Consider the following 25,096-nt stretch of genomic DNA (forward strand, 5'->3'; position numbering starts at 1 on the left):
TTCAATGTTCAATTATCAATTATCAATTACGAATGTTCAATTATCAATTCGTAATTCCTAATTCGTAATTCCTAATTCTTATTCCGTATTGTTTTTTGGATGCTTCCAATAATTCTTAATAATTCTTCTATATCATTTAATAGTGGTTCACTTTGTGCTGTTGTTAAATAATGAGTATCGGTTAGTAATCTAATCCAATACTTGGTCTCTCTTGCTTCCTTATACGAAATCGTTAATTTGGCATAAAAATCTTTTCTACTTTGGCCACCAATAGCTTCTTCTATATTTGCACCTACTGATGTTCCTGAACGTAACAATTGCTTACTTAAAATAAATTCTTTCTTTTCATCTTGAAGAACTTTACAAATATTCACAATTTTAATAGCGAAAGCATACGACTTAGTTTGTACAATATTCTCCTTCATAATTCATAATTCGTAATTCGTAATTTCTAATTCCTAATTGATTTTATTTCTATTTAATACACTAATTACCAAACGTGTTACGGTTTGCATTTCGTCTGGTTTGCTAGACGCTATAAACAGCGTTAAACTGGCTAAGGTATCGTTACTAATAATGGGTTCTTGTTGGTTATTAAAAAGCATGTTGTTTTGCTGTAAAAACTTCAAAAAGCATGCGGCTGCTATACGTTTATTGCCATCTACAAACGAATGGTTTTTTACAACAAAATATAAAAGCATGGTTGCCTTTTCTTCTATGCTTGGGTAAAAATCGTCGTCTCCAAATCCTTTTGCTATTTGTGCCACAGAACTCTGGAAGCTTTTATCTTTTTCTTTACCAAAAACATCAGAATCAAACTCAGTTAGCATTTTGTTAATTATCTCCTGATAATCGTCTAAACTTGGGTAATTAGCTTCTGTAGTTGTTAATCCTTTAGCATCTAGCTCTTCATGGTCATAATCATCTAACAGGCTTAATCCTTTAGCAAAGGTTTCTAAAATTATATTATCTGAAGCTTTATCTTCAATAGCTTTACTTACCGTTCTAGTTAAAATATGAATCCCGTCTTTTAGTAACTTTACTTCTTGTTCTTTTTGCTCTAAACGTTTTTCATTAAGCGCATAGCCTTTAACTAGATAGTCTTTTAAAATAGCATTTGCCCATTTTCTAAAAGCAGTTCCTTTTTTAGAATTTACCCTATAACCTACGGAAAGAATTGCATCAAGATTATAAACATTTATTGTCCTTTTAACTTCTCTTTCTCCTTCTTGTTGAACTTGTGCAATTTTTGCACTAGTTGCCTCTTTATCTAATTCATCAGAACTATATATATTTTTTAAATGACGACTAATAGAAGTTCTGTCGGTATCAAACAGCGCTTCAAGTTGATATTGGTCTAACCAAATAGTTTCTCCTTCTAGTTTTACATCTATTGTAATACCAGAATCTTTATCTTGATAGATTACTATTTGACTATCCTTACTCATTTACTTTTTTTTTGAACTGTCGCATATTTTGCGACAATTAATTTTTTAACTTCTATTAAGCAACGTATCCGTTGTATTCGTTCATGTATTCTTTTACTATAAGGCTATTTATACGCCTTACATCTGTTGTATTAATGTCAATCTTTTGTTCTTTTTTAAATTGGCTCACTACTAAACGCATCATCATTTTTTCTACATAACTCTCGTTTTCTAATAATTTCGAATTTTGTAAAATCTCTTTATCTACTGCCGTTTTTAATCCTTTTAAGGCTTCAAACAATTTGCGTTCGCTATCGGTTAATGGGTCTTTTTCCATTAAGCGTTTATGAATACGTGCATATTTAGCATCGTAATCGTATTTCGCTTTCAGCAATTGGTTTTCACGCTCTAGTTTTTTGGCTTTATCATAGATTTCGTTTAAAGCTTTAATGTTCGCCTCCATTTCTTCTTTAGTGACTTCGCTTAAATTCTTCTTTTTAAACAAGCGCTCTAATTCCTCGCGCAACGAAATAAAGATAGGATCTTTCTGGTCGAAGTTTCCTGCTAACATTTCTCTTGTTTTACCTAAGGTGTTTTTAAGCTCGTCTGCTAATATCATTTCTTCTTCTTTCACTTTTGTAAAAGCAAAAATGACATCTTCTAAGGCGGTGTTTAAAATGTTATGGGTATCTACATTGTTTTCTAAAGCTATTCTGGTGTTTATTAATGCTAATCTATCGTTAGTTAATCGTGCTAAAACAGATAGTTTTCTGAAATCTAATTTTTCGAGTAATTCAAAATTACCAGACAAACGAATGAGGTTATATAATTCTTTTGAATTGTTTAAGACTTTAGCGATTTGACGAATTTCGGAACGCTCATTTATTTCTGAAATTTGCTCACCAAAAACAGTGGCATTTTCTGTATTGAATTTAAAAAGAACGTCCTTTATTTCTTCTATCTCTTCTTGAATTTCTTCAGGCTTTTTAAATAGATTAGAATAATGTTGCATTTCATCTCCTAACTCACTTTGCAACTCGTTAAAGTAATCTTGATTGGTTTTATCGAACTCTTTCTGTATATCTGCAAAATCTACAACATAACCGTATTTATGGGTTTTGTAGGTTCTATTAACACGAGTCAATGTTTGCAGTAGGTTATGCGATTTTATCTTTCTCCCTATGTATAATTTCTTTAATCGTTTGGCATCAAAACCAGTCAATAACATATTATAAACAAAAAGTAAATCGAGCTTACCAACTTTAAAATCGGACACCCAATCTCTACGATCTTGTTTAGTACCAATATCATGCAGAATAACCTGCGCTTTGTTTACTTTGCTTTCTTCTTTTTTCTTACTTCCATAACTAGCAGGTTCTTCTGCTGCTTCATTAAAAAGAGACACTGATTTTTCAGCATATTTAGTATCGAAAATCTCTTGCATCATTTTAGCCTGATCTGAAGAATCGCAAACTACCATACCACCAATACTATTATCATTCATGGAAATTCTAGCTTGTTCCATATCTTTTACAATATAGTCTAGCATAGGTTCTACAAAGCGATGGTCTGCATAGAGTTTCTTTTTATCAATATTACCTTGTAATACTTTTATATTTTCGAGTGCTTCTTGTAATACAAGCTTGTAATTGGTTTCAATTTCTTCTCGAATTAATCGCAAAGTATAGCCATCTTTAATAGATAGATTGTAATAGTATTTATGGATATAATCGCCAAATAAGGTTTTAGAATTATATTCTGAACCTAGCAGTGGTGTTCCTGTTAAACCAATTTTAATGGAATGTTTATCTGCCAATTCTAAATTCGCTAAAAAGCTACCTTTAGGATTATAACTACGGTGGACTTCGTCCAAAAAGAAAACACGTTGCACACTTAAATTGTAATCGTTATTTTTTATAACATCAGGATCGTCTTTAAACTTCTGAATATTTACGACTGTAATTTCTGCTTTACCAGAGCTATTGTGTATTACATTGGTTGATTTGATATCTCGACTAAAGGCTTCTCTAGAATCTACTTTGTGCACCACTAAACCACGTGCAGTAAATTCTTTTGCAGCTTGGGTTAATAAATCTAAACGATCTACAATAAAGTAAAACTTTGGAATGATATTATGCTTCTGGAAATAATGTGTGAGGTGCTTTACATTAAAATATGCTAAAGCCGTTTTACCTGAACCTTGTGTATGCCAAATGATTCCTTTTTTAATTCCGTTATCCAACTTGTTTTCTATTGCCTTTGTAGCAAATAGTTGTGGATAACGCATAATGTGTTTTTCTAAGCCTTTCTCTTCTTCTACATAAGCAAAAGCATAACGTAAAATAAACTTTAACCGTTCTCGTTGAAATAAAGAGGTTGCAATGGAATTAGTTGCTGTATTTGGACTTTTATTAGATTGGTATTCTTTGTTACTTTTTATACTGAGTAGATTCGTATCTTTTAAAACAACATTTTCATCTTCCTCTGAAAGTGGTTGTAATAGCGTTGCCAAATCAAAAGTATTTTCTTCTCTAAAATAATTAAAGATTGGTTTTTTATAATTCGTTGTGCTATAAAAAGCACCTTCTAACATTTGTGTATCGGCTTCACTATAAGCCATATTGTTAGAAAACACCATGAGTTGTGTTAGGTTGATAAACTTTCTGAACTTTTTATTCTGAAAACGCCTTTGCATACGTCTATGTTCCTCTTGTACACCGTTTCTATTATTCGGTTTTTTAACTTCTATAAAAACCAAAGGCATTCCGTTTATTAAAAGAATAATATCTGGCCTAAAGCTTTCGTCATCTTTATTGTATGGTAATTCTGTTACAACGTGGAATGAATTATTATCAAAATTTTCAAAGTCAATAAGTTTTACTCCTGATTGATCTATGAGCTTATTGTAAAACGCTCTTCCTAAATCTTCATTTTCCAAGGATATAGAAATATCATCGTATACCTTTTGAATGTCCTTTTCTGATAAATTTGGGTTTATTAATTGAAGTTGCTCCTTAAAAATTGAGGTGAATATATTTGTGTTTTCATCCCAGTCATTATCTTTCAAAGAAAGGTATGTATAACCCAATTGGATTAAATGTAATATCGAAGGTATTTTAACTCTTGAGTCTTCGTTGAAAATCATTTACGTAAAAGAAATGTCATATAATTCTTAGGGAAGTCTAAAATATGAATCTTTTTCAATTTATGGTTAAGGTTTACCGTAATTATATTTAAATATATTTTCAGTTCTTTTCGAAACAATAGAGCTGAATTTACATAAAACTAACGATTTGAGAAATACCTCTCTGCTACTTTAATTTAACGGCATAAAAAAAGCCTTTCAATTTCTTGAAAGGCTTTTAACTTAGTAGCGGGAACTGGACTCGAACCAGTGACCTTCGGGTTATGAGCCCGACGAGCTACCTACTGCTCTATCCCGCGATGTAATCTTGAAATAATTTACTTAGCTGTTAACTTTCGGTTCATAATGCCGACCAAATTATTTCGGACTGCAAATATACACTGTTTTTACGTTTCTACAAACATAATTTAATAAAATATTATTGCTCAATGCTATTTGCTTGAAACACTGTTAATTCGGAATCAATAAACTGAGTAATAATCTGAATTGGGTTACAGCAAACTTCGCAATCCTCAATATAAGTTTGCTTATTTACCGAAGCGTCTAAAAGCATTGAAATGTTTTCCCAACAATATGGACAGGTAAAATAATGTTCAATCATTTTATAAAAATAAAAAAACCATCACAATTGTGATGGTTTAATACTAACTAAACTATAAAAACTATTTTATTCTTTTTCTATATCCATTGTTGCAGTTGCATTTTGTAATTCTAAATGCATTAACGTTGGAGGGTTTTTACCAGAAACACTAATGTATTCTTGGTTTAGGTTATTATCACTTACCATCATTGTATTTAACTTGGTTAAATTCATGAATTCTTTTGGTAAGTCTCCCGAAAATTGATTTGTAGATAATAATAACTCTTCTAAATCTTTTAATTGTGCTATTTCTGCTGGAATTTCACCATCCATTTTATTATCCATTAAACTTAGTTTTTGCAACTTTGTTAATGCATAAATCTCTGTTGGTATTTGTCCTGTTAAAAAGTTACTTCCTAATAAAAGCTCTTTTAAGTTTGTTAAGCCCATTAATACACCAGGAATCTCTCCTGTAAATTTATTGCTATATAATTTTAAAGATTCTAATTTTTTTAATTCACCAAGTTCAGCAGGAATTTCTCCTTCAAAACCATTCATAAATAATTGTAAATCCTTTAATTCTTTTAATTCTTTAATTGAAGAAGGGATTGTTCCGTTAAGTTTATTAAAACCTAAGTTTAAAATTTTTAATCCTGTTAAATCTCCTATTTCTGTTGGTAAAGGACCGTTAAGATTATTAAACTGAAGATTAATCTCTACAACTCTTTCATTTTCTATTTTAACACCATACCAAGTATCGATAGCTAAACTTAAATCCCAAGAAGAATTCCATTCTGCACCGTTAGTAGAGTTATATAGAGCGATTAAAGCATCTTTATCTGAACTAGAAACGTTTGCAAAAGAATAAGCTGATACTAAAAAACAAATTGCTATTAATTTAAGAGTTTTCATAATTTCGGTTAATTCGGGGGTTAATTCTGGTACGAATATAGACCCGAATCGGATTAAAAACTATTTTTATCGCTGAAACGCATATAATTTTAACATTTCATTTTCGACGAATAGACGAAATGCATGTTTTTTACACCATAAAACCCAAAACCAAAAACCTGTAACGCATTGATTTTACAAGACTTAAACTAGTATTCTACGTTTAAAATCTCCCCACTTATTTGAAGAAGCTGAAATTCGGCTAATTTTGCCAAATACTTTGCTTGATTTCTACTTAACTCTGCACTTAGTAAATTAAGCTGCGCTTGCCTAAACTCTATAGAATTAACTTGCCCTAATTTAAATTGCTCTTGAGTTCTGTCGAAATTATTCTGGGCCGTTTTAATATTATGCTCTTGAAGCTTGTACACACTTAACTTATTTTGATAGTCATCCCAAGCATTATTAAAATCTCTAACTACTGATACCAATAACTGCTCTTTTACAATGTTTTGTGTTTCTAAATTTAACTTAGCATTCCTCACATTGGTAATGGTTCTACCGCCATCAAATAAGTTCCAACTTAAACTTAAACCTCCCGAAAGACCGGTATTAACGGAATAGGCAGCAAAAGAAGCCGCATTATTATTACTTTTATTCCAACCATAACTTCCTGTTAAACCAACAGTAGGTAAATAAGCAGACGATTCAGATTTTACTCCTAAAGTATTAATATCAATACTTTTATTTATCTGTAAAACACTAATATTATTATCTTTAACTTTATTTAAAAGTTCATTTTTATCGTAAAGATTATTAAAATCAACTTCGGTACTTATATTAAAATCTTCGGGAATTGTATTACCCAAAACAAAATTTAAATCGCGTTTAGCATTATTTAATTCCTGTATAGTATTCATTAAACTAATACTGTCATTATTTATATCTACCTCGGCATTAAGACTCGCTAACTTATTAGATTGTCCGTATTCAAATTGATATTGAGATCTTAATAACCTTTCTTTTGAAATATTTAATGTTTGAGAAACAGCATCTTTATTTTCAACAAGTTCGGCTACTTTATAATAAATTGTAAATAGCTGAACAATAGTATTCTCAATAGTTTCACGTGCTTCTAACTCTGTTAATTGCTTTGTTTCTTTAAACTGTTTATAGTTATAAGAACGCCCTAAACCATCAAATATGGTATAATTTAAATCTACAGAAGCATTATATCTAGAACTTTCTGCACCGTTTAAAACTCTATTCGTTCCATCTGCAAAACCAACTTCCGTATCATCTAAATTGTAATTAGCACCAGCGTTACCCGTTAAAGTTGGTAAATAACCAGAGTTTAAAATATCGGCATTATTTTTAGCGATTTCCACATCTGTTTTCGCTAGCTTAATACCATAATTATTATCTAAAGCTAAGCTAACAGCTTTTTCGGGTGTAATTAGTTCTTGAGCAATTATTGAACCGTGGAACAACATTACTATTAAACTAAAACAAACAAATTTAATGTTCATTCTCTTCATTTTGTTCTTTTATAGCTCGTTCTACTTCTTCTTTTGTAACATCATTTCCTGTAATTAACCATTTACCTTTTTGTTTAAAACTATTACTAAAAGATAAAAACAATGGTAACACCAACAATGTTAATACGGTTGCATATGCAATACCAAATGATATTGAAATTGCCATAGGTTTTAAAAATTGTGCTTGTCTACTTTTTTCTAAAAGCAACGGTGCTAAACCTGCAATAGTTGTTAAAGAGGTTAAAAATATTGCTCTAAAACGCGATTTACCTGCGTTTAATAATGCTTCATCAAACTTTAAGCCTTCCTTTAAATTAGAATTAAATTTACCTATTAACACCAACCCATCGTTAACCATAATACCTATTAAGGCTATGATTCCTAAAAGCGATAATATATTTACAGAAAAACCAAGCATCCAGTGTCCCCAAGCTACAGCTGTAAGACTAAACGGAACCAATAAAATTAATAAAATAGGTTGGCTGTAACTTCTAAACGTGAAAGCAATAACAATATAGATAAGAAATAAAATAGGAATTCCAGCTTTACCTAAAGAACTCATTAATTTATCTTTTTCTCTGTTTTGTCCTTCGAAAGATGCAGAAATGGTTGGGTATTTAGACTGTAAATCTACCATTGTTATGTTCTTTAAATCTTCTAGAATATCTGCTGTACTAGTATTAGGATCTTTTAAATCTGCCGACACTTTAATTTCTCTTTGCCCCTCTAAATGATTAATGGCAACATCTCCTCTTTCTATGCTATAAAAAGCGATATCCTTTAAGGTTACACGCTCTCCTGTTGGTGTTACAATTCGCATTTCGTCTAGATCGTTAATCGATGCCCTATTGCTTCTATCGTAACGCACCCAAACTCTAATTTCGTCTTGTCCTCTTTGAAAACGCTGCGCTTGTGTTCCAAAAAATCCAGAACGTACTTGACTCATTACAGTGCTTAAATTTAAACCTAGTAAATAGGCACTTTCCTTAAGTTCTATGCGTATTTCTTTAATTCCTGCAGGATCATTGTCTTCGACATCCTTTAATAAAACATTAGATTCTAAAACCTTTTTTAATTCTACTTTTGCTGCCTTTAATTCGTCTATATTATTTCCTAAAAGTGCTACTGAAACTGGACTTCCTCCAAAATTTCCTCCAGAACCATAAATTAAACGTTCTGTCCCAATTACAGGACCTACAAGCTCTCTTAATCTATTGGTTACTAATGAAGATTTAATAGCATCTGGTCGCTCCTCTCCGGGTAACATATTAATTTGTAATTGTGCACTAGAGCTACTATTTATAGTTAAAATAGTATTTTCAAATAGCTCCTTACCTGTTCCTTTTAAGTATTTCTCGGTAAATTCTTTGTTAACAATAAACGATTTTTCTTCTATCATAGAAATAATAGAATCTGTGATTTTCTCGTTGGTTCCGTTGGGCATATCCAGTTCTATGGACACTCTATCACTGGCTACCGATGGAAACATAGTAACTCCAATAATTCCGCCTCCAATAGCTCCAAAGGTAAAAATCAGTAAAGCAACAAAAATACTTAAAGAGAGTATTTTAAAATTTAAAACAAAAGTAATTATTGGTGTATAAAATTTATCGCGTAAAAAGTTCATAAAATTATCTCCAGCTTTATTTATGATTCTCATTTTGGCGAAGAATTGCTTCATTTTTGAAGGATTCTCTTCTACAACTGGTTTTCTTAACGCTTTAGAATGTGCTAAATGCGCCGGAAGAATAATTAATGCCTCCACTAAAGAAACCACCAAAGTAAGTATTACAATTACCGACACTTCTCCAAAAAACTCACCAATCCTACTGTCTAAAAACAGAAATAATGAAAATGCTAATAGCGTTGTAATAATTGCTGAAACTACAGGAGGAATAACTTCCATTGTTCCATCTATAGCTGCATCGATAGCAGATTTTCCTTTTTCGAAATGCTGATAAATATTTTCAGCAATAACAATACCATCATCTACCAAAATCCCAATAACGATAATCATTCCAAAAAGTGATAATACATTAATGGTTACATCAAACTGTCCTGCAAATATGAACATTCCTAAAAATGAAATTGGCAACCCAAAAGCAACCCAAAAGGCTAAACGTGTATTTAAGAATAAGGATAAAAATATTAATACCAATAGCATTCCTACTATGGCATTTTCTGTTAAAAGATCTGTACGCTGATTTAATGTTGTAGATAAATCACGAACAACATTTAACTGTACATTATTATGTTTCTGGTTATAAACTTCAATATACTCTTTAACTTTATCTGCAGATGAAATTAAATCTTCAGAATTGGTACTAGTTATAGAAATATTTATGGCTAATTTTTGATTAAAATACGTGGCATTAGGTGTTTCTGAAAAGCGATCGCGAATAATAGCAACATCTTTTAAACGGACTACTTTCCCATCGCTTGAAGCACGAACAACAATATTAGAAAGCTCGTCTCCATAATACGAACGGTTATTTGCTCTAATAAGATACTCCTCGGCATCTGTTTTTATAGTTCCGCCTGTAGTTAAAATATTGGTTCTGCTAACGGCTTGCGAAACTTCACTAAATGTTAAATTATAAGCTAACAAACTGGTTTCGTTTACGGCGATTTCAATTTCTTCAGCAGGGTATCCAGAAATAGAAATTTGAGAAATACCATCTATAGCTCTCAAATCGTTTTCAACATCTCTACCAATTTGTTTTAAAGTAGCTAGCGGAATATTTTCGCCACTCAATGCAAACGAAATGGTTTCTCTAACGGCTTCTTGCTTTGCAACCACCAAAGGTTCCATTCCTGTTGGAAAAGAAGGCACACGATCTACCGCATTTTTAACTTCAAGTAACATGAAGTCTATATTTTCGCCTTTTTCTATTTCTACAGTAATAGACCCACTGTTTTCTCTCGATACAGATGTAACGCGATCTACACCTTTTAATCCTTTAAGATTATCTTCTATTTGAAGCACAATACCTTCCTCAATTTCTTGAGGTGAAGCTCCCGGATAATTAACACTTACATTAATTATTTTAGAATCTACTAAAGGGAAAAATGATGATTTTAACGATAGTATTCCTAGAATTCCGAAACCAATAAAAGCTAAAATAAAAACATTTACTGCTACATGATACTTAATAAAATAGGCTATAAGTTTTCTCATGGCTATTGTTGGTCTTTAGCTTCAGATTGTTCTTCAAAAGATTTCACCAACATTCCTGCATACGCTCCAGGAACTGGCTTTTTAAGTATTACCGTTCCGTTTGGCACATTTTTCAAAACCACTTTAGTATCCGAAAAATAAATAGGTTTTACATCTATAACATCTAGCAAAGTATCTTTTACAACGTAAATTTGTTGCGTTTCTAGTAATAAGTTTCTATCTATTTCTATAGCATCACTTTCCTCCTTCGCATTTAAATTAGCCTCTAAGTACATACCTTCCTTTAGGTTTGTATTTTTAACTTCAATATAAGCTGTAATGGTTTGCGTTGTTGGATCTATGCTTCCGTTTACACGAGATACTTTTCCTTTGTAATTTTCGGTTTTATCTAAATTATTTAAAGCAACATCTTCTCCTACTTTAAGTAAGTTGGCATAGATTTTACTAACAGCAACTTCCATTTCGTAAACGGATGGATCTATAAATTCCCCTAGTTTTTGTCCACTTCTAATTAATGTACCTTCGGTAACTAAAGCTTCAGTTAAAATACCTGAAAACGGTGCAGTAATACTATATTTGGCTAAACGTTGCTCTAAATTTTTTACATTGTAGTAATTAGAAACTATACTTCTTCCTGTAATAAAATAGTTCTCCTTATCGGAAGTCATTTCAGGCAACTTAGGTGTTGTTTTATTTAAATCGAAACTAGAAAGATAGTTTTGCCATTTATTAAAAATATCAGGAAAATCTAAACGTAAATCTGGCATAATTGCAGCAATGGAGTTGTAGAGATTACTTTTAGCAGATTGTACACTTGCATAATACTCTGCTGCATCCACTTTAATTAAAGTTTGTCCAGCTCTGTATTCTTGCCCTGGCTTAAATAACTTACTTCCTTGCTTAAATATACCTTGTACCTCGGCATAAATTTCTAATCTGCGTTTGGCTTCTAAACTTCCATTTGCAGCAATAACAATTGGAATTACACTGTTTTGAATAGTATCTGTAAAAACAGTTTTTACAACTTTTGCTTGTACAGGTTTTGGTCTGTTTTTATCTGCTATTAATTTTTTAGCATAAAAAAAAGAGGCTACTATTAGCAATAAGCCAATAATGGATAGTATAATTTTGCGCATACACAGAGTTTTGATAAGTATGCACGCAAAATTAGCCTATAGTTTAAGCGATAAACGTTAAAAAAAACATAAAAAATTACTAATTTTCGAACTCTTCAATTTCTAGATGAATGTCTTCCCATTTTTCCATAAAACCTTGTAAATCAGTTTTCTTTTTCTGATAATCATCAAAAAAGTTTGGTTTAGAGGTCACTTCTTCATAATTAATTTCGAGTTCTAAATCAATTGCCTTTATTTCGCGTTCTAACTGGTTAATTTTAGACTCAATATTACTCAACTTATTATTAAGTGACTTTAATTTTTTTTGATCTTCGTAAGACTGTTGTTTTTTAACCTTTGGCGTTTCCTTAACTACCGTACGTTTTTCAACCTCTCTTAAGTTTTCAACTTTTCGTTTTTCTAAATAATAATCAATATCACCTAGATACTGCGTTAGCTTGTGGTCCTTAAACTCATATACTAAGTTTGTTAAACCTTGTAGAAAATCACGATCATGCGACACCAAAATTAAAGTACCCTCAAAGCGCTTTAAAGCATCCTTTAATACATTTTTAGATTTTATATCTAAATGGTTTGTTGGCTCATCCATTATAAGCACATTAAACGGTTGTAGCATCAACTTAGCTAAAGCCAAACGGTTACGCTCTCCTCCAGAAAGTACACGCACATATTTTTCGGCTTCGTCGCCTCTAAATAAAAACGATCCTAAAATATCTCGAACCTTACTACGGTTGGTTTCATTTGCGGCATCAATCATAGTATCTAGTACGGTTTTATTTCCATCTAAATACTCTGCTTGATTTTGAGCAAAATATCCTATTTGTACATTATGCCCAAGTTTTAATTCACCATCATATTTAATATCGCCAACCATAATTTTGGCTAAAGTCGATTTCCCTTGTCCGTTTTGACCAACAAAAGCGGTTTTACTATCGCGCTCAATAAGTAAATCAACTTCTTTTAAAACCTGGTTATCACCATAGGTTTTAGAAATCTTATTGGTTTCAACTACAACTTTTCCTGGTGTTATAGATACCGGGAAATTTAAGGTCATTACACTATTATCATCTTCATCAACCTCAATTCTATCAATTTTATCAAGCTTTTTAATAAGCGATTGTGCCATAGTCGCTTTTGATGCTTTAGCTCGAAACTTTTCAATTAACTTTTCGGTTTGCTCAATTTGCTTTTGCTGATTTTTTTGCGACGCCAATTGTTGGGTTCGCAATTCTTCACGCAACACTAAAAACTTAGAATACGGTTTTGGATAATCGTATATTCTCCCTAAAGAAATTTCAATAGTTCTATTAGTAACATTATCCAAAAACATTTTATCATGCGATACAATAGCCACTGCACCTGCATAATTTCTTAAAAATCCTTCCAACCAAATAATAGATTCAATATCCAAGTGGTTGGTTGGCTCATCTAAAAGTAAAATATCATTATTCTGCAATAATAATTTTGCTAGTTCAATACGCATACGCCAGCCACCCGAAAAAGTATCGGTAAGCTTATTAAAATCTTCACGTTTAAAACCTAAACCTTGCAGTATTTTTTCGGTATCGCCTTGGTAATTGTAACCACCTTGAATTTCATATTGGTGCTGCAACTCGTTTATATCAATCATGAGCTGGTTATAGCCTTCACTTTCATAATCGGTACGTTCTGCTAATTGCGTATTAACAGCTTCCATTTTAGCTTCAAGCACTTTTATTTCGGTAAACGCTTCATACGATTCTTCTAAAACCGTTCTACCTAAAACAAAATCAATATCCTGCTTTAAAAAGCCTATTTTAAGTTCTTTATCGGCAGCAATTTGGCCAGTATCGGGCTCCATTTCTTTCGATAAAATTTTAAGCATTGTAGATTTTCCAGCGCCATTTTTTCCAATAAGCCCAATTCTATCGCCATTACCGAGTTTAAATGTTATGTCTTCAAAAAGGTATTCTCCTTGAAAAGAAATCGATAAATTATGGATATTCATCATAGAAATGTAACTTTTGTAACAATACGTTATTAATAAAATAGTATTTTTGTATTGCAATTTCGCATGCAAAAGTACACTAAATTATATGTTTAAAAAAGGATCAAAATTATATAGCATTTTAACCGGAACTTGTCCAAAGTGTCATGAAGAATCTATGTACGTTAATACTAACCCTTATATTCTAACCGAAGCATTAACCATGAACGAAAAATGCAGCAACTGTGGCACAAAATATAAGATTGAACCCTCATTTTTTTACGGTGCCATGTATGTTAGTTACGCCGTAGGTATAGCTTTTGCTTTTGCCGCTTTTATTATTAGCCTTTACGTTTTTAACGCTAGCCTTAATGGTATTTTTATTTCTATAATAGTTACGCTTGTCGTTTTTATGCCCATAATAATGAGAGTTTCAAGGAACATTTGGATAAACTTTTTTATGAGTTACGATAAAACCTTAAAGAAAAAATAATATTTTGGGCGTTACCCCAAAAAGGGTCGGGCTTTTCATTACAAGTCCTCGCACCTCCTTCGTCGGGCTGTGGGCTTTACACTACAATCCCTAACGCAGCACTAAACAAAATTATAAGTTAAAACGCTTAATATCAATTTCATTATCAAGAGGTTTGTTTTCCTCTATAAATCCATACAGTTGTTTAGCCACATAAGGCCCAATCATTACACCACGTGTTCCAAGGCCATTTAGTATGTACATATTATGGTGTATAGTATGGCTACCAACTAATGGTCGTCTGTCTTTAACCGTTGGCCTAATACCCGCTACTTGCTGTACAACTTTATAAGGACAATTTATAAGCTTATCCAACTTTTCCAAAAGTGCCTCCTTAGCTTTTATAGTAGTTTTATACGTTAAATCTTTCCACTCGTAGGTCGCTCCAACAATATATAAATCATCGCTCAACGGAATTAAAAACACGCCAGCTTTTAAAACAAAGTCTATATTTAGATTAGGAGCATGTATGGTTAACAATTCACCTTTAGCTGGATTTAGTGGTAACGTATTAAAAAACGGATTTAAACGTATACCAGAGCCTTCTGCAAACACAATATACTTGGCTGTTATATCTTTATAGCCTAAAGCCTCATCAGTAATATGTAAGCTTTCACAGTTAAAGGTAGACTCTATAAGGATATTACCTTCTGTAAGTTCAGCTTTATAGCCTTTAATCATGGTATTAACATCAATCCTACCCGTTTCTAAAACTTCACCAAAACCAAAAGGAGCATCAATAGCCTTATTTATATTTTTAATAATATTCGTAGAAAGATATCTTGTTAACAATGGTTTATCCGAAGCCGAAAACCAATCGTTCTGTTCTTCTAGCGAAGCAAATTTTCTGAACACGGGAATTTTATAATCCAACTTTAAGTTTAATCGCTTCTCGATCCCTGCATAAAGTGGTAACGCAATATCTAATTGCTCGGTACTTTTCCATACTGAAGTAAAGCGTTTTAAAACCACAGGATTATATAAACCACCCGCAACTGAAGATGATTGCTGAGAGCAATCATCAAAAACCACAAACGACTTACCATTTGCTCTTAATTGCTCACAAAAACTAATACCAGCAATTCCAATACCAACAATAATATAATCTACTTCCATATTGGGCGCAAAGATAGTTAGAATGTTTAAAAAAAGAACTCAAAGTAATTTTAGGCATAAAAAAAACGCCCACTAAAAAGTGGGCGTTTTTAATATTTTATAAGACTATTATGGCTTAATACGTCCACATATCTAATTCAAAATCTCTAATTTTATCTTTGATTCTTTCAGATTCAAGTAATTGCATTAAAGCATTTTGTGATACATATTCTGATATAGCTCTATCATTTTGCACATTTTCTTCTTTAAAAATATATCCTTGAAAACGTCTTGCGTTCAACACGTGATCAAAAGAAAATGGCATCGAACTATTTTTGTTGTTAAAAGATTTTGCTTCGTGAAGCACTTCTCTAGCATCAGGGAAAAACACCCAAAATAAAGGAACTAAATCTGGCTCTGAGTCATCAATAAAGTTAACATCTGGAGCTACAGGAGCAATTCCTAAAAGTCTGTACTTCATCTCCGCTTGACGCTTATCAAAATACCAAAGACCTTTAATATGATATTCTCTAATATCAGCAGCTGTAATTTCTCTTTTGTTAATGTATTCTGCAGATAAGGTTTCACCAGCATTTAATTGTTCAATACCATACTCGGTAGTATCAATCATAGTTAATGCGCCTTGAATATCTTTTAACGTACGTTTTGTTGTAAAATAAGAATCATCATAAATGTTTTCTATTTTTCCGTTTTTTATGTTTTTCATAAGTACGTCGTACAACGATCTTCTATCACTACCAATATTGTTTGTATCAATTGGATAGTATAGTGGAAAGTTTGCACGCTCATCAAGCACAATCTTTTCCCAAGTCATCTTAGAAAAAAGAATATCTCTATCATCAACATACCCATATTCTAAAGGCTTGTCATTGTCGACTGCTTTTTGAGACTCCGTTCTTACCCCAATTTCTTCAGGACTTTTAGCATTAAGAATATTTGCTTGTGCGAATAGACTCGATACTGTAAAAACAGTAGCAACGGTTAATAAAAAACTTTTTACGTTCATCTTAATTTTTATTTTACATTCTAATTGCTAGAGATAACCTTTGTTTATTTAAAGTTATCTCTAACAGATTTTTTAATTTGTAAGTTCTACAAAAACTGGTGATACTTTTTTAAGTATAACACTTACACCACTTGCTTTAGCTTCAATATCAAATATTTGCACTCCAGATCCACGCTTAGCTTTTGCTAAAGCAGCTTGAGCTCTACTATCTAACTTATTTCCTTTAACATTTATTGTGGGCTGTCCAGGAACTTTAAATTTAAATCCTGAAACTCTTAAAGGTAATTCAAAATCGAAATCTTCAAATTTAGCACCAATAGTAGAAATTTTAAGACTGTTACGTTGCATTTTAATAGCTCCATCTTCACCTCTAATTGTACCTGTTGGTTTTGGTAAATCTTTAATTCTAAATTTAGCATTATCGGTTACTTTTCCACCATCTGGTAATGTACCAGTTACGTTGATAGTAACTTCTCTACCTTTAATTTTTGTAGCATCCATTACATAGCTACTACCAGAACCTCTAGATAATCCTTGAGCACTAGCACTTACTTTATTATCTGGAACACCAGCAAAAGAAATAGTCATTGGGTTTTTAACACCTCTATAAACAACATTCATTTTATCTGCTGAGATTGTAGCAGAATTTGGCTTTGCTACAGTTGCGAATGTAGATTTAACAGGTACTTCAATTTCTTCACCATCTTGAGCAAAGATTAATTTACCTTCAATCTTATGTTCGCCAACTCCACCTGTTCCTATTTTTAACTTAACCTTACCATCTTCAATAGAATATTGGTTTGGAGAAAGCTTTCTACCATCTAAAGTTAATTCAACTCTACTTGGTTTAGTAGATGCATCTTTACGACCTAATACAATTTGTCCATCAAACTGCTCACCATTAAAGTAAGCTGATTTTGAAGTTTCCATTAAGGTAGTATAGTTTGTCATTGACACCTCACTCGAAAGTGTTCCTGCTAACATATTTGATAATATTTCAGACTCTGTAGTTTTAATATCAGATTGTAGCTGAGTCATTTTAGTTAAAGAAGCCACTAAAGGAAATCCTTTGTAGTGGTAATCTAACCAATCCACTTTAATGCCGTCTCTATTTTCAACTTCAGCAGTGCTAAACTTATCGTTTACTTGTTTTATTACAGACTCCATACCCTTTTCGCCTGCTAAGATGTTTGCAACACCTTCTCTAAAACCTTTCATGTGAGCTAAAAACTCTTTTCCTTCTTTAGTAACAATACCGCCTTTAAAGAAATTTTGGTCTAGGTAATCAGCCTTATCCATAATTTCATAATCCTTCTTGTCTTCCAACTTAGCAGTCATTTTACCTTTTAAGCCTTCTAAATAGGCATCAAATTTATGCGCTAAATCGTCAATTTGATCAGCTTTAGCTTTTAAAGGCTTGTACTTTTCTGGTTGATCTTCCGCTTTCACATCTAAACTTGCAACAAAACTAGCATTTCTTGCTTCTGTTGCTTGGTTAGATTCCGTAAGCTTTTCGTTCATTAATCCGAAGGCTGAAAGCACTTCTTTCGACATATTTAAAGCTAGCATCGCTATAAATATTAAATACATCAGATTAATCATTTTTTGTCTTGGGGTTTCTTTTCCTCCTGCCATGTTTAATTAGGTTTTTTGGTTAATTTTAATTTGGGATTATTTATTAACTCCTAATTATTTATTCATTGCAGATAACATACCTCCATAAACACCATTTAATGATGATAAGTTAGACGCTAAAGATTGCATTTGCTCTTTTAATTTTGCGGCGTTTTCAACAGACTCTTCATTGATAGATTGTTGCTTAGTTGCACTATCTAACTGCACTTTGTATAAGCTGTTTAATGATTCCATTTGAGCAGCTGCTAAAGATAACTCTTCACCATATTTCTTAGTTGCTTCAACAGAATCCACTGTAGACGACATGTTTTTTGCAGCGCCTTCAAATCCTCTGATGCTTTCTCCTAAGCTAGCGATTAATTCACCATCAATTTTTGCTTCTTTTAATAAGTTATCTAATTTTTGAGATAACAATCCCTGAGCATCTTCATTTCCAGCTCCAGCTTTTGCACTAGCTTTTCCTCCTGCTAATTCTGGATATACTAAAGACCAATCAACTTCTTCGTCAATAGGTTCGAATGCTGATAATGCGAAAATAATTGCTTCTGTTACCAGACCTATAGTTAACATAACGTTACCTGTTAAAGGTCCTATTTCAAAGTGAATGATTTTGAATAGGGCACCAACGATTACAATTGCTGCTCCTAGGCCATAAGCCATTCCCATAAATTTCTTTTTTGCTCTTGAACTTGCCATAATTTTAGATTTTAGTTTTAAGTAGGTTTTTTTTTACTTAAGTAGGTTAATATAATTATTATTAATTGATTTGGATTAAACTTTTATTGACCGTTACTAGTTACTTGTGTCCCCATATAATCTTGCACGGTTCTGAATCCTATATAACTCCTTGCGGAATCAGCGTATTCATAATCTCTTGAACTTACTTGTAAAAAGTAGGCTACATCTTTCCACGATCCACCTCTTACAATTTTTCGTTTATTTTCACTATCATTTACACTCGGGTTAATACTCGATGTATATTGATAAGATGAAGGATCGTAAGATGCATTCACCCATTCTGATACGTTACCAGCCATGTTATATAAATTATAATCATTTGGCTCGTAAGATTTTGCTTCTACTGTATATAACGCTTGATCCGCTGCATAATCTCCTCTTACAGGTTTAAAGTTTGCCATAAAGCAACCTCTATCACTTTTTGTATAAGGCCCTCCCCAAGGATAGGTTGCAGCTTGCAGGCCACCACGAGCAGAATACTCCCACTCAGCTTCAGATGGCAATCTAAATGTATTTACCATTTGAGCTCCTTTTTTAGATTTTTGGTAAGAGTTCTTGTTTATCGTTCTCCACTCACAAAATGCTTTAGCTTGTTTCCAAGTTACACCTACAACAGGGTAATCGCTATAAGCATCATGCCAGAAATAATCGTTATGCATTGGCTCGTTATAAGAATATGCGAAATCTCTAATCCAAACTGTTGTATCAGGATAAATTTCTAATTCTTCTTTTATAATAACATCACTACGCTTAACACCTCTATTTCTCGCAGCCTCTTGAATATCCATGTGGCTGTATTGGAATTTAAATTTAGTAACATCCCATGTACGTTGCCCATTGTAAGACTCTTCTAAAGGTAAATACATGGTATCCATAACCTCGGCATAGTATTCGTCTAAATACTCTGAAGTATCAAAGATTAAATCAATGTCTTTATTAATTTTTCTGCCTTCGTAGCCTGTTGGCCCTAAACCAGTATAATTGTCATACATGTATTTTTCGTAAACAGACATGTTTTCTGGGTCTGCATCACTAAATGCAAATTCGCCAATAGTACCTTCATCCGCCTGAGTTAAACCCACTTCGTCTGCTAATACGGCTAGTTTCATTCTAACGATAGAATCTCTTACCCAGTTTACAAACTGACGGTACTCGCTGTTTGTAATTTCTGTAGCATCCATGTAAATGGCTCTAACAGTAACAGTTTTAGAAGGAGCATCCTGCACTCCTGCAAGATCATCATCCGCCTTACCCATTATAAATGCGCCTCCAGGAATTAGCTCCATGCCAAAAGGCTTCTCTGGATGCCACTTTTTTCCTTGAACACCAACTAGTTCGCCTCTATTTTTAGAGCCACAACTTGCTAACATTGCAAAAACTGAGGTTAACAATATAAATTTCTTAATATTCATAGAAAACTTGAGGTTAATTATTTTAAGCTTCATTATTGAGAGCGTAAACATATTTATATATTTTTAATAAAACAACTTTTTATCCAAAAAAATAACATTTCGTCGTAAAAATTCAGCTTTTAAACGATGAAATTGGTATTTCAACTAAATTCTATTCTTTAAACGCTATTCTTTTTTAATGCTTTATACCACCTGTCTGGCAATTCATTGTTACAGGCGTCAAGATAATCTTGGTGCATGCATGGTAATAACGTATGTCTTTTTAATTTATTATTAACATTTGATAAAAAAGGAATTTCAATCCACCATCTACCGGTTTTATTACTCTTGTAAAAAATCAATTCCTCTGATTCGACTAAAGTAATGTATTTTTGATAATTACTATCCTCTGAAAAATCATCATCATTAACACGATAGTTTACCCCTTCAACAAAATACCATAACATTTGAGCTACCAACATTGAGGTAAGCTCATCGTCCTTGGACGGCCTATATTCATAAATACCAAACGAAGATACTTTATTACTTATGCCCGCATATCGCGCTATAGCACATATTTCTTTACCATCTAAACCGTTTGGCGAATATTTTTGTTTTGCACTTACTTCCGATCCTTTTACCGAAGATAAGTCTATACTAACAATATTTGCATCTCTTAAAGCCGGCTCAACAACAGTAATATCGTTAGAAACGGTTCCGAGCCTATAAGACTCAAAATATAAGTTTTCCATCAAATCTATTTCTTCTTGCGAATTAAAATAGGTTTGATAACCAATGGTTGCATAGTTAAACAGGTTATAAGGCTGGTCCAATATTATTTTACCAACAAAGCTATTGTTTTTTATTGGTTTAGTGGAATCTCCTAAGTTAAATTGCGAATCTACATTTGCAATATTAACCATAGGGATTAAATTATCGTAAGCTCTATAATTAGCATAAGTTAAATCTTGCGATCCACCAAGTATAATAGGAATCACTCCTTTTTTAACTAAAATAGTTATCGCTTCTCTTACAGCAAAATAAGTATCTTCTACACTTTCGCCTTTGTCAATATCGCCTAAATCTGCTATTGAAGTATTCCAACTACCCGGAAATAAGCTATAAAATGATCTTCTTATTTCGTTAAGATTAATTTCTTCGCCTATATAATTAATATCATTCCGATTTTCTAAAACCCCTAAGATGGCTATTTTAACACCATCAAGATCTGGAATTCCATTTTGAACCGAATGAATTTTAATTTTACGACCAAGAGCTTGCGCAGACAAAAGCTCGTTATGAGCTAGAACCGCATCTGAAACTGGAGTTAAAAAATTAAAATTCATTTATATTTATTTCTTTTTTGCTGCTGGCTTCTTTTTAGCTGGTGCTTTCTTTTTAGCCGCAGGTTTTCTTGCTTTCTTTTTAGGCGTATTAGCTTCTATAATAGCTTTAGCCTCATCCAAGGTCATATCGGTAACATCAACCGTTTTAGCCAACTCTACCTTCACTTTGCCTTTTAAAACATTATGGCGGCCCCAACGTGCTTTTTCAACGCGTATGCCTTCATCTTCCCAATTATGAATAACCTTATCAATCTCTTTTTGAATTTTTGTTTCAATCAATTCAACAATTTCATCATCAGATAAATTATCCCAATCGTATTTTTTGTTTACGTTAATAAACATATTGTTCCATTTTATAAATGGTCCAAAACGTCCTTTTCCTTTTTGTACTGGTAAATCTTTGTACATGTAAATTGGAGCATCTGCTTTTTGCTTTTCTTTAATTAAAACAATAGCATCGTCTAACTCTACACTTAAAGGATCTGTACCTCTAGGAAGCGATACATAAGCTTCTCCAAACTTTACATAAGGTCCAAAACGTCCATTATTAACGGTAACTTCCTCATCTTCAAATTTACCTAGAGTTTTAGGAAGCTGGAACAAATCCATAGCTTCTTCATAGGTAATTGTATTTAGCTGTTGGTCTGGACTTAAACTAGCAAATTGCGGTTTCTCCTCATCATCAACAGTACCTATTTGTACCATTGGACCGAACTTACCTAAACGCACACTTACACGTTTTCCCGTTTTAGGATCTTCTCCTAAAATACGTTCTCCAGATTCTCTATCGGCATTTTCCTTAACATCCTCAACAACAGGATGAAACTCCTTGTAAAAAGACTTCATCATTTCTGTCCAATCTACATTTCCTTCGGCTATTTCATCAAAATCGGCTTCTACCTTAGCAGTAAAATTATAATCTAAAATAGCGTCAAAATGATTTACCAAAAAGTCGGTTACAATTATTCCAATATCAGTTGGCACCAACTTCCCTTTATCTGACCCTACTTTTTCGCTTAAAGTCACATCTTTAACAGTTCCCTCTTGCAAAGTAAGCTGAGCGTAACTTCTCTCAACACCTTCAACAGTACCTTTTTCAACATAATTTCTGTTTTGAATAGTCGAAATAGTTGGTGCGTAAGTAGACGGACGACCAATACCTAACTCTTCTAGCTTTTTAACTAAAGAAGCCTCGGTATATCTTGCTGGCGGACGCGTATAACGCTCTGTTGCCGATATATAATTATTAAGCAATGTCTCGTTAGTTTTCATTGCTGGAAGCATACCATCTTGCTCTACATCTTCATCATCGGTACCTTCTAAATACACTTTTAAAAAGCCATCGAAAGTAATTACTTCTCCATTGGCTGTAAATGTTTCTTTATGCGTTGAAGCACTAATTTTAACATTAGTTCTTTCCAATTCGGCCTCACTCATTTGAGAGGCAATGGCACGTTTCCAGATTAAATCGTATAAACGCGCTTGATCTCTATCTATATTTACAGAGTGCGTTGCAAAATTGGTTGGACGGATAGCCTCATGCGCCTCTTGAGCACCTTTAGCTTTACCTTTATAATTTCTTGGTTTACTATAAGAATCGCCATAAGCATTAATAATTTCTGCTTCGGCTCCTTTTTTAGCTTCGTCTGATAGATTTACACTATCCGTTCTCATATAAGTAATTAAACCGGCTTCGTATAGGCGTTGCGCCATGGTCATGGTTTTACTTACTGAAAAATATAACTTTCTTGACGCTTCCTGTTGTAACGTTGACGTTGTAAACGGTGCAGCAGGCGATTTTTTTGCTGGTTTTTTAGTTAAATCGGCAACCTTAAAATCGGCTGAAGCGTTTTGCTCTAAGAATTTTTTAGCTTCGGCTTTCGTAGAAAAATTCTTTGGAAGCTTAGCTTTAAACGTTTGCCCATCTTCATTAGAAAATTCTGCATCTATTCTATATGAACCTTCTGGAGTAAACCCTTGAATGTCACGTTCCTTTTCAACAATTAATCTCACAGATACAGATTGTACACGACCTGCAGATAAACCACCTTTTACTTTTCTCCAAAGTACTGGCGATAACTCGTAACCTACTATTCTATCTAAAACACGACGCGCTTGTTGTGCATCTACCAAATCGTAATCAATACTTCTTGGGTTTTCAATAGCTTTTAAAATAGCTCCTTTAGTAATTTCATGAAAAACAATACGTTTCGTCTTGTCTTTATCCAGTTTTAAAGTTTCGGCTAAATGCCACGCAATAGCCTCACCCTCGCGATCCTCATCACTTGCTAACCAAACCATGTCGGCTTTTTTAGCTAAGTCCTTCAGTTTTTTAACAACTGCTTTTTTATCTTTAGAAACTTCGTATTTGGGTTTAAAATCACCATCAACATCAACCCCTAATTCCTTGGAAGGTAAATCGGCAATATGCCCGAAACTAGATTCTACTTTAAAATCTTTTCCTAAAAATTTTTCAATGGTTTTTGCCTTTGCAGGTGACTCCACTATCACTAAATTCTTCGCCATACTTCATTTTTTGAAGCTACAAATGTATATCAAAAAAAGTTTACCTGTAGCATTTTATGGATTAACTGTGTATTATCGAAACAAAAAAACCTGATTTAAACATAGTAAAATCAGGCTTTTTCCTATAAACAAATTTATTTTTTTTATTCTATTGTTGTAGTTCCTATTTCATCAATAGCACTATGCTCATCAAATCCTATTACATTTTTATAAATCAAATATACAGGATGATAAGTAAAAGCGGTTGTAAACAACAACCCAACACCACATAATAAATACCCTACTATGTTAGCTAACAATGCCGAAACAATTATTAAACCAAATGAAATAAGCCATTTTTTTGTTCCTAATTTAAAACTTGCCTTTATAATTTCGCCTACCGTTAAATCTGGATTAAAAGCAAAAAACACTGCAAAAAATGATAATGGCACCATGGCATATAATAAAGGTATATAACAAAGTAACGCCGATGGTATAGCAATTCCTATTGTAGCAAGCGTAATCATAAACGTTTTCCCTAAATATTGCTTCTTAACAAAATAGAAAAAATCTGGAGTTACCACTTGCTCGTTATTATCAAGTTTTCTCATTATTCTGTAAAAACCAGCATTAATAGCAAACGTTACAGAGCCTAAAACAAGTACTGCAACTATAATAAACAATATGTATAAGGCAGACATACCGGCAAAGAAACCTTCCATGCCACTGCTATCTGCATAACCGTTTTCTTGCTGTGCTATAACCATACCTATTAATGGTATATAAAACACAATAATTAAAGGCAACATAATTAACATGGTAAACAAAAGCATTAAAAACCCTTGTAACCACGTTTTTTTAAATAACTCGATAGATTCACTAAAAATAATCCCAAAATCTAGATCTTTAGCCTGTTCAATTTTACCTAAAAGCGTATCAATAACATTCATACTATAATAATTTGGT

18 protein-coding genes and 1 tRNA gene are annotated in these 25,096 nt (G+C 32.7%); 1 reads left to right on the forward strand and 18 read right to left on the reverse strand.

Annotation, left to right across the window (positions count from 1 at the left end):
- Positions 1-71: 71 nt before the first annotated feature.
- The 10 genes from HNQ90_RS10065 to HNQ90_RS10110 all read right to left on the reverse strand — a co-directional run bounded on the left by HNQ90_RS10065 (position 72) and on the right by HNQ90_RS10110 (position 13,885).
- Positions 72-425 (reverse strand): four helix bundle protein, encoded by a 354-nt coding sequence (locus HNQ90_RS10065; RefSeq protein WP_144115670.1) that lies wholly within the window; start codon positions 423-425, stop codon positions 72-74.
- A gap of 33 nt (positions 426-458) precedes the next feature.
- Positions 459-1,448, reverse strand: a complete 990-nt coding sequence (locus HNQ90_RS10070) for a virulence RhuM family protein/type II toxin-antitoxin system death-on-curing family toxin (RefSeq protein WP_144115671.1) — start codon at positions 1,446-1,448, stop codon at positions 459-461.
- A 55-nt stretch (positions 1,449-1,503) separates the two neighbouring features.
- A complete protein-coding gene (locus HNQ90_RS10075) occupies positions 1,504-4,572 on the reverse strand; it encodes a type I restriction endonuclease subunit R (RefSeq protein WP_144115672.1) in 3,069 nt (1,022 codons plus the stop codon).
- Positions 4,573-4,798: 226 nt separating this feature from the next.
- Positions 4,799-4,871, reverse strand: a tRNA-Met gene (locus HNQ90_RS10080).
- A gap of 119 nt (positions 4,872-4,990) precedes the next feature.
- Positions 4,991-5,173, reverse strand: a complete 183-nt coding sequence (locus HNQ90_RS10085; RefSeq protein WP_144115673.1) for a CPXCG motif-containing cysteine-rich protein — start codon at positions 5,171-5,173, stop codon at positions 4,991-4,993.
- A gap of 66 nt (positions 5,174-5,239) precedes the next feature.
- Positions 5,240-6,064 (reverse strand): leucine-rich repeat domain-containing protein, encoded by an 825-nt coding sequence (locus HNQ90_RS10090; RefSeq protein ID WP_144115674.1) that lies wholly within the window; start codon positions 6,062-6,064, stop codon positions 5,240-5,242.
- Between the two features lie 188 nt (positions 6,065-6,252).
- Positions 6,253-7,572 carry a TolC family protein gene (locus tag HNQ90_RS10095; RefSeq protein WP_144115675.1) on the reverse strand — a complete coding sequence of 440 codons (1,320 nt, stop codon included), beginning with the start codon at positions 7,570-7,572 and terminating at the stop codon, positions 6,253-6,255.
- Positions 7,562-10,759 (reverse strand): efflux RND transporter permease subunit, encoded by a 3,198-nt coding sequence (locus HNQ90_RS10100; RefSeq protein ID WP_144115676.1) that lies wholly within the window; start codon positions 10,757-10,759, stop codon positions 7,562-7,564. Before HNQ90_RS10100 ends, HNQ90_RS10095 begins: the two co-directional genes overlap by 11 nt.
- 2 nt (positions 10,760-10,761) lie before the next feature.
- Complete coding sequence (locus HNQ90_RS10105; RefSeq protein ID WP_144115677.1) at positions 10,762-11,895, reverse strand: efflux RND transporter periplasmic adaptor subunit; 1,134 nt, start codon at positions 11,893-11,895, stop codon at positions 10,762-10,764.
- Positions 11,896-11,974: 79 nt separating this feature from the next.
- Entirely contained in the window at positions 11,975-13,885 is a 1,911-nt protein-coding gene (locus HNQ90_RS10110; protein WP_144115678.1) for an ABC transporter ATP-binding protein, read from the reverse strand.
- A gap of 85 nt (positions 13,886-13,970) precedes the next feature.
- On the opposite strand from HNQ90_RS10110, the gene HNQ90_RS10115 reads away from it, so the two are divergent.
- On the forward strand, positions 13,971-14,354 hold the full coding sequence (locus HNQ90_RS10115) for a DUF983 domain-containing protein (protein WP_144115679.1): 384 nt from the start codon (positions 13,971-13,973) through the stop codon (positions 14,352-14,354).
- A gap of 111 nt (positions 14,355-14,465) precedes the next feature.
- Here HNQ90_RS10115 and HNQ90_RS10120 read toward each other — a convergent pair whose 3' ends face one another.
- The 8 genes from HNQ90_RS10120 to HNQ90_RS10155 form a co-directional block, all read right to left on the reverse strand.
- Positions 14,466-15,509: an NAD(P)/FAD-dependent oxidoreductase gene (locus tag HNQ90_RS10120; RefSeq protein ID WP_144115680.1), complete on the reverse strand. Its 1,044-nt coding sequence runs from the start codon at positions 15,507-15,509 to the stop codon at positions 14,466-14,468.
- Between the two features lie 115 nt (positions 15,510-15,624).
- Positions 15,625-16,515 (reverse strand): type IX secretion system ring subunit PorN/GldN, encoded by an 891-nt coding sequence (gene porN / locus HNQ90_RS10125; protein ID WP_144115681.1) that lies wholly within the window; start codon positions 16,513-16,515, stop codon positions 15,625-15,627.
- A 72-nt stretch (positions 16,516-16,587) separates the two neighbouring features.
- Positions 16,588-18,150, reverse strand: coding sequence for a type IX secretion system motor protein PorM/GldM (gene porM, locus HNQ90_RS10130; protein ID WP_144115682.1), 1,563 nt, complete (start codon positions 18,148-18,150; stop codon positions 16,588-16,590).
- Between the two features lie 54 nt (positions 18,151-18,204).
- On the reverse strand, positions 18,205-18,846 hold the full coding sequence (gene porL, locus HNQ90_RS10135; protein ID WP_144115683.1) for a type IX secretion system motor protein PorL/GldL: 642 nt from the start codon (positions 18,844-18,846) through the stop codon (positions 18,205-18,207).
- 83 nt (positions 18,847-18,929) lie between these two features.
- Positions 18,930-20,294, reverse strand: coding sequence for a T9SS ring complex lipoprotein PorK/GldK (porK, locus tag HNQ90_RS10140; RefSeq protein ID WP_476724879.1), 1,365 nt, complete (start codon positions 20,292-20,294; stop codon positions 18,930-18,932).
- A 164-nt stretch (positions 20,295-20,458) separates the two neighbouring features.
- A complete protein-coding gene (locus HNQ90_RS10145) occupies positions 20,459-21,625 on the reverse strand; it encodes a formimidoylglutamase (RefSeq protein WP_144115685.1) in 1,167 nt (388 codons plus the stop codon).
- A gap of 6 nt (positions 21,626-21,631) precedes the next feature.
- On the reverse strand, positions 21,632-24,151 hold the full coding sequence (gene topA, locus HNQ90_RS10150) for a type I DNA topoisomerase (protein ID WP_144115686.1): 2,520 nt from the start codon (positions 24,149-24,151) through the stop codon (positions 21,632-21,634).
- A gap of 143 nt (positions 24,152-24,294) precedes the next feature.
- The gene (locus HNQ90_RS10155) at positions 24,295-25,080 is read right to left on the reverse strand and encodes a hypothetical protein (protein WP_144115687.1); all 786 of its coding nucleotides are present in this window, start codon (positions 25,078-25,080) and stop codon (positions 24,295-24,297) included.
- Positions 25,081-25,096: the final 16 nt, after the last annotated feature.

Origin of the sequence: Algibacter amylolyticus (genome assembly GCF_014202225.1) — a bacterium.
In the GTDB taxonomy this organism is placed as follows: Bacteria; Bacteroidota; Bacteroidia; order Flavobacteriales; family Flavobacteriaceae; genus Algibacter_B; species Algibacter_B amylolyticus.

Coding starts and splice junctions, on each gene's coding strand:
- HNQ90_RS10100 (WP_144115676.1), bottom strand. CDS start 10,759: ATGAGAAAACTTATAGCCTATTTTATTAAGTATCATGTAGCAGTAAAT.
- porM (WP_144115682.1), bottom strand. CDS start 18,150: ATGGCAGGAGGAAAAGAAACCCCAAGACAAAAAATGATTAATCTGATG.
- HNQ90_RS10085 (WP_144115673.1), bottom strand. CDS start 5,173: ATGATTGAACATTATTTTACCTGTCCATATTGTTGGGAAAACATTTCA.
- HNQ90_RS10065 (WP_144115670.1), bottom strand. CDS start 425: ATGAAGGAGAATATTGTACAAACTAAGTCGTATGCTTTCGCTATTAAA.
- HNQ90_RS10110 (WP_144115678.1), bottom strand. CDS start 13,885: ATGATGAATATCCATAATTTATCGATTTCTTTTCAAGGAGAATACCTT.
- HNQ90_RS10090 (WP_144115674.1), bottom strand. CDS start 6,064: ATGAAAACTCTTAAATTAATAGCAATTTGTTTTTTAGTATCAGCTTAT.
- porN (WP_144115681.1), bottom strand. CDS start 16,515: ATGAACGTAAAAAGTTTTTTATTAACCGTTGCTACTGTTTTTACAGTA.
- HNQ90_RS10095 (WP_144115675.1), bottom strand. CDS start 7,572: ATGAACATTAAATTTGTTTGTTTTAGTTTAATAGTAATGTTGTTCCAC.
- HNQ90_RS10105 (WP_144115677.1), bottom strand. CDS start 11,895: ATGCGCAAAATTATACTATCCATTATTGGCTTATTGCTAATAGTAGCC.
- HNQ90_RS10120 (WP_144115680.1), bottom strand. CDS start 15,509: ATGGAAGTAGATTATATTATTGTTGGTATTGGAATTGCTGGTATTAGT.
- topA (WP_144115686.1), bottom strand. CDS start 24,151: ATGGCGAAGAATTTAGTGATAGTGGAGTCACCTGCAAAGGCAAAAACC.
- HNQ90_RS10155 (WP_144115687.1), bottom strand. CDS start 25,080: ATGAATGTTATTGATACGCTTTTAGGTAAAATTGAACAGGCTAAAGAT.
- HNQ90_RS10115 (WP_144115679.1), top strand. CDS start 13,971: ATGTTTAAAAAAGGATCAAAATTATATAGCATTTTAACCGGAACTTGT.
- HNQ90_RS10075 (WP_144115672.1), bottom strand. CDS start 4,572: ATGATTTTCAACGAAGACTCAAGAGTTAAAATACCTTCGATATTACAT.
- HNQ90_RS10145 (WP_144115685.1), bottom strand. CDS start 21,625: ATGAATTTTAATTTTTTAACTCCAGTTTCAGATGCGGTTCTAGCTCAT.
- porL (WP_144115683.1), bottom strand. CDS start 18,846: ATGGCAAGTTCAAGAGCAAAAAAGAAATTTATGGGAATGGCTTATGGC.
- HNQ90_RS10070 (WP_144115671.1), bottom strand. CDS start 1,448: ATGAGTAAGGATAGTCAAATAGTAATCTATCAAGATAAAGATTCTGGT.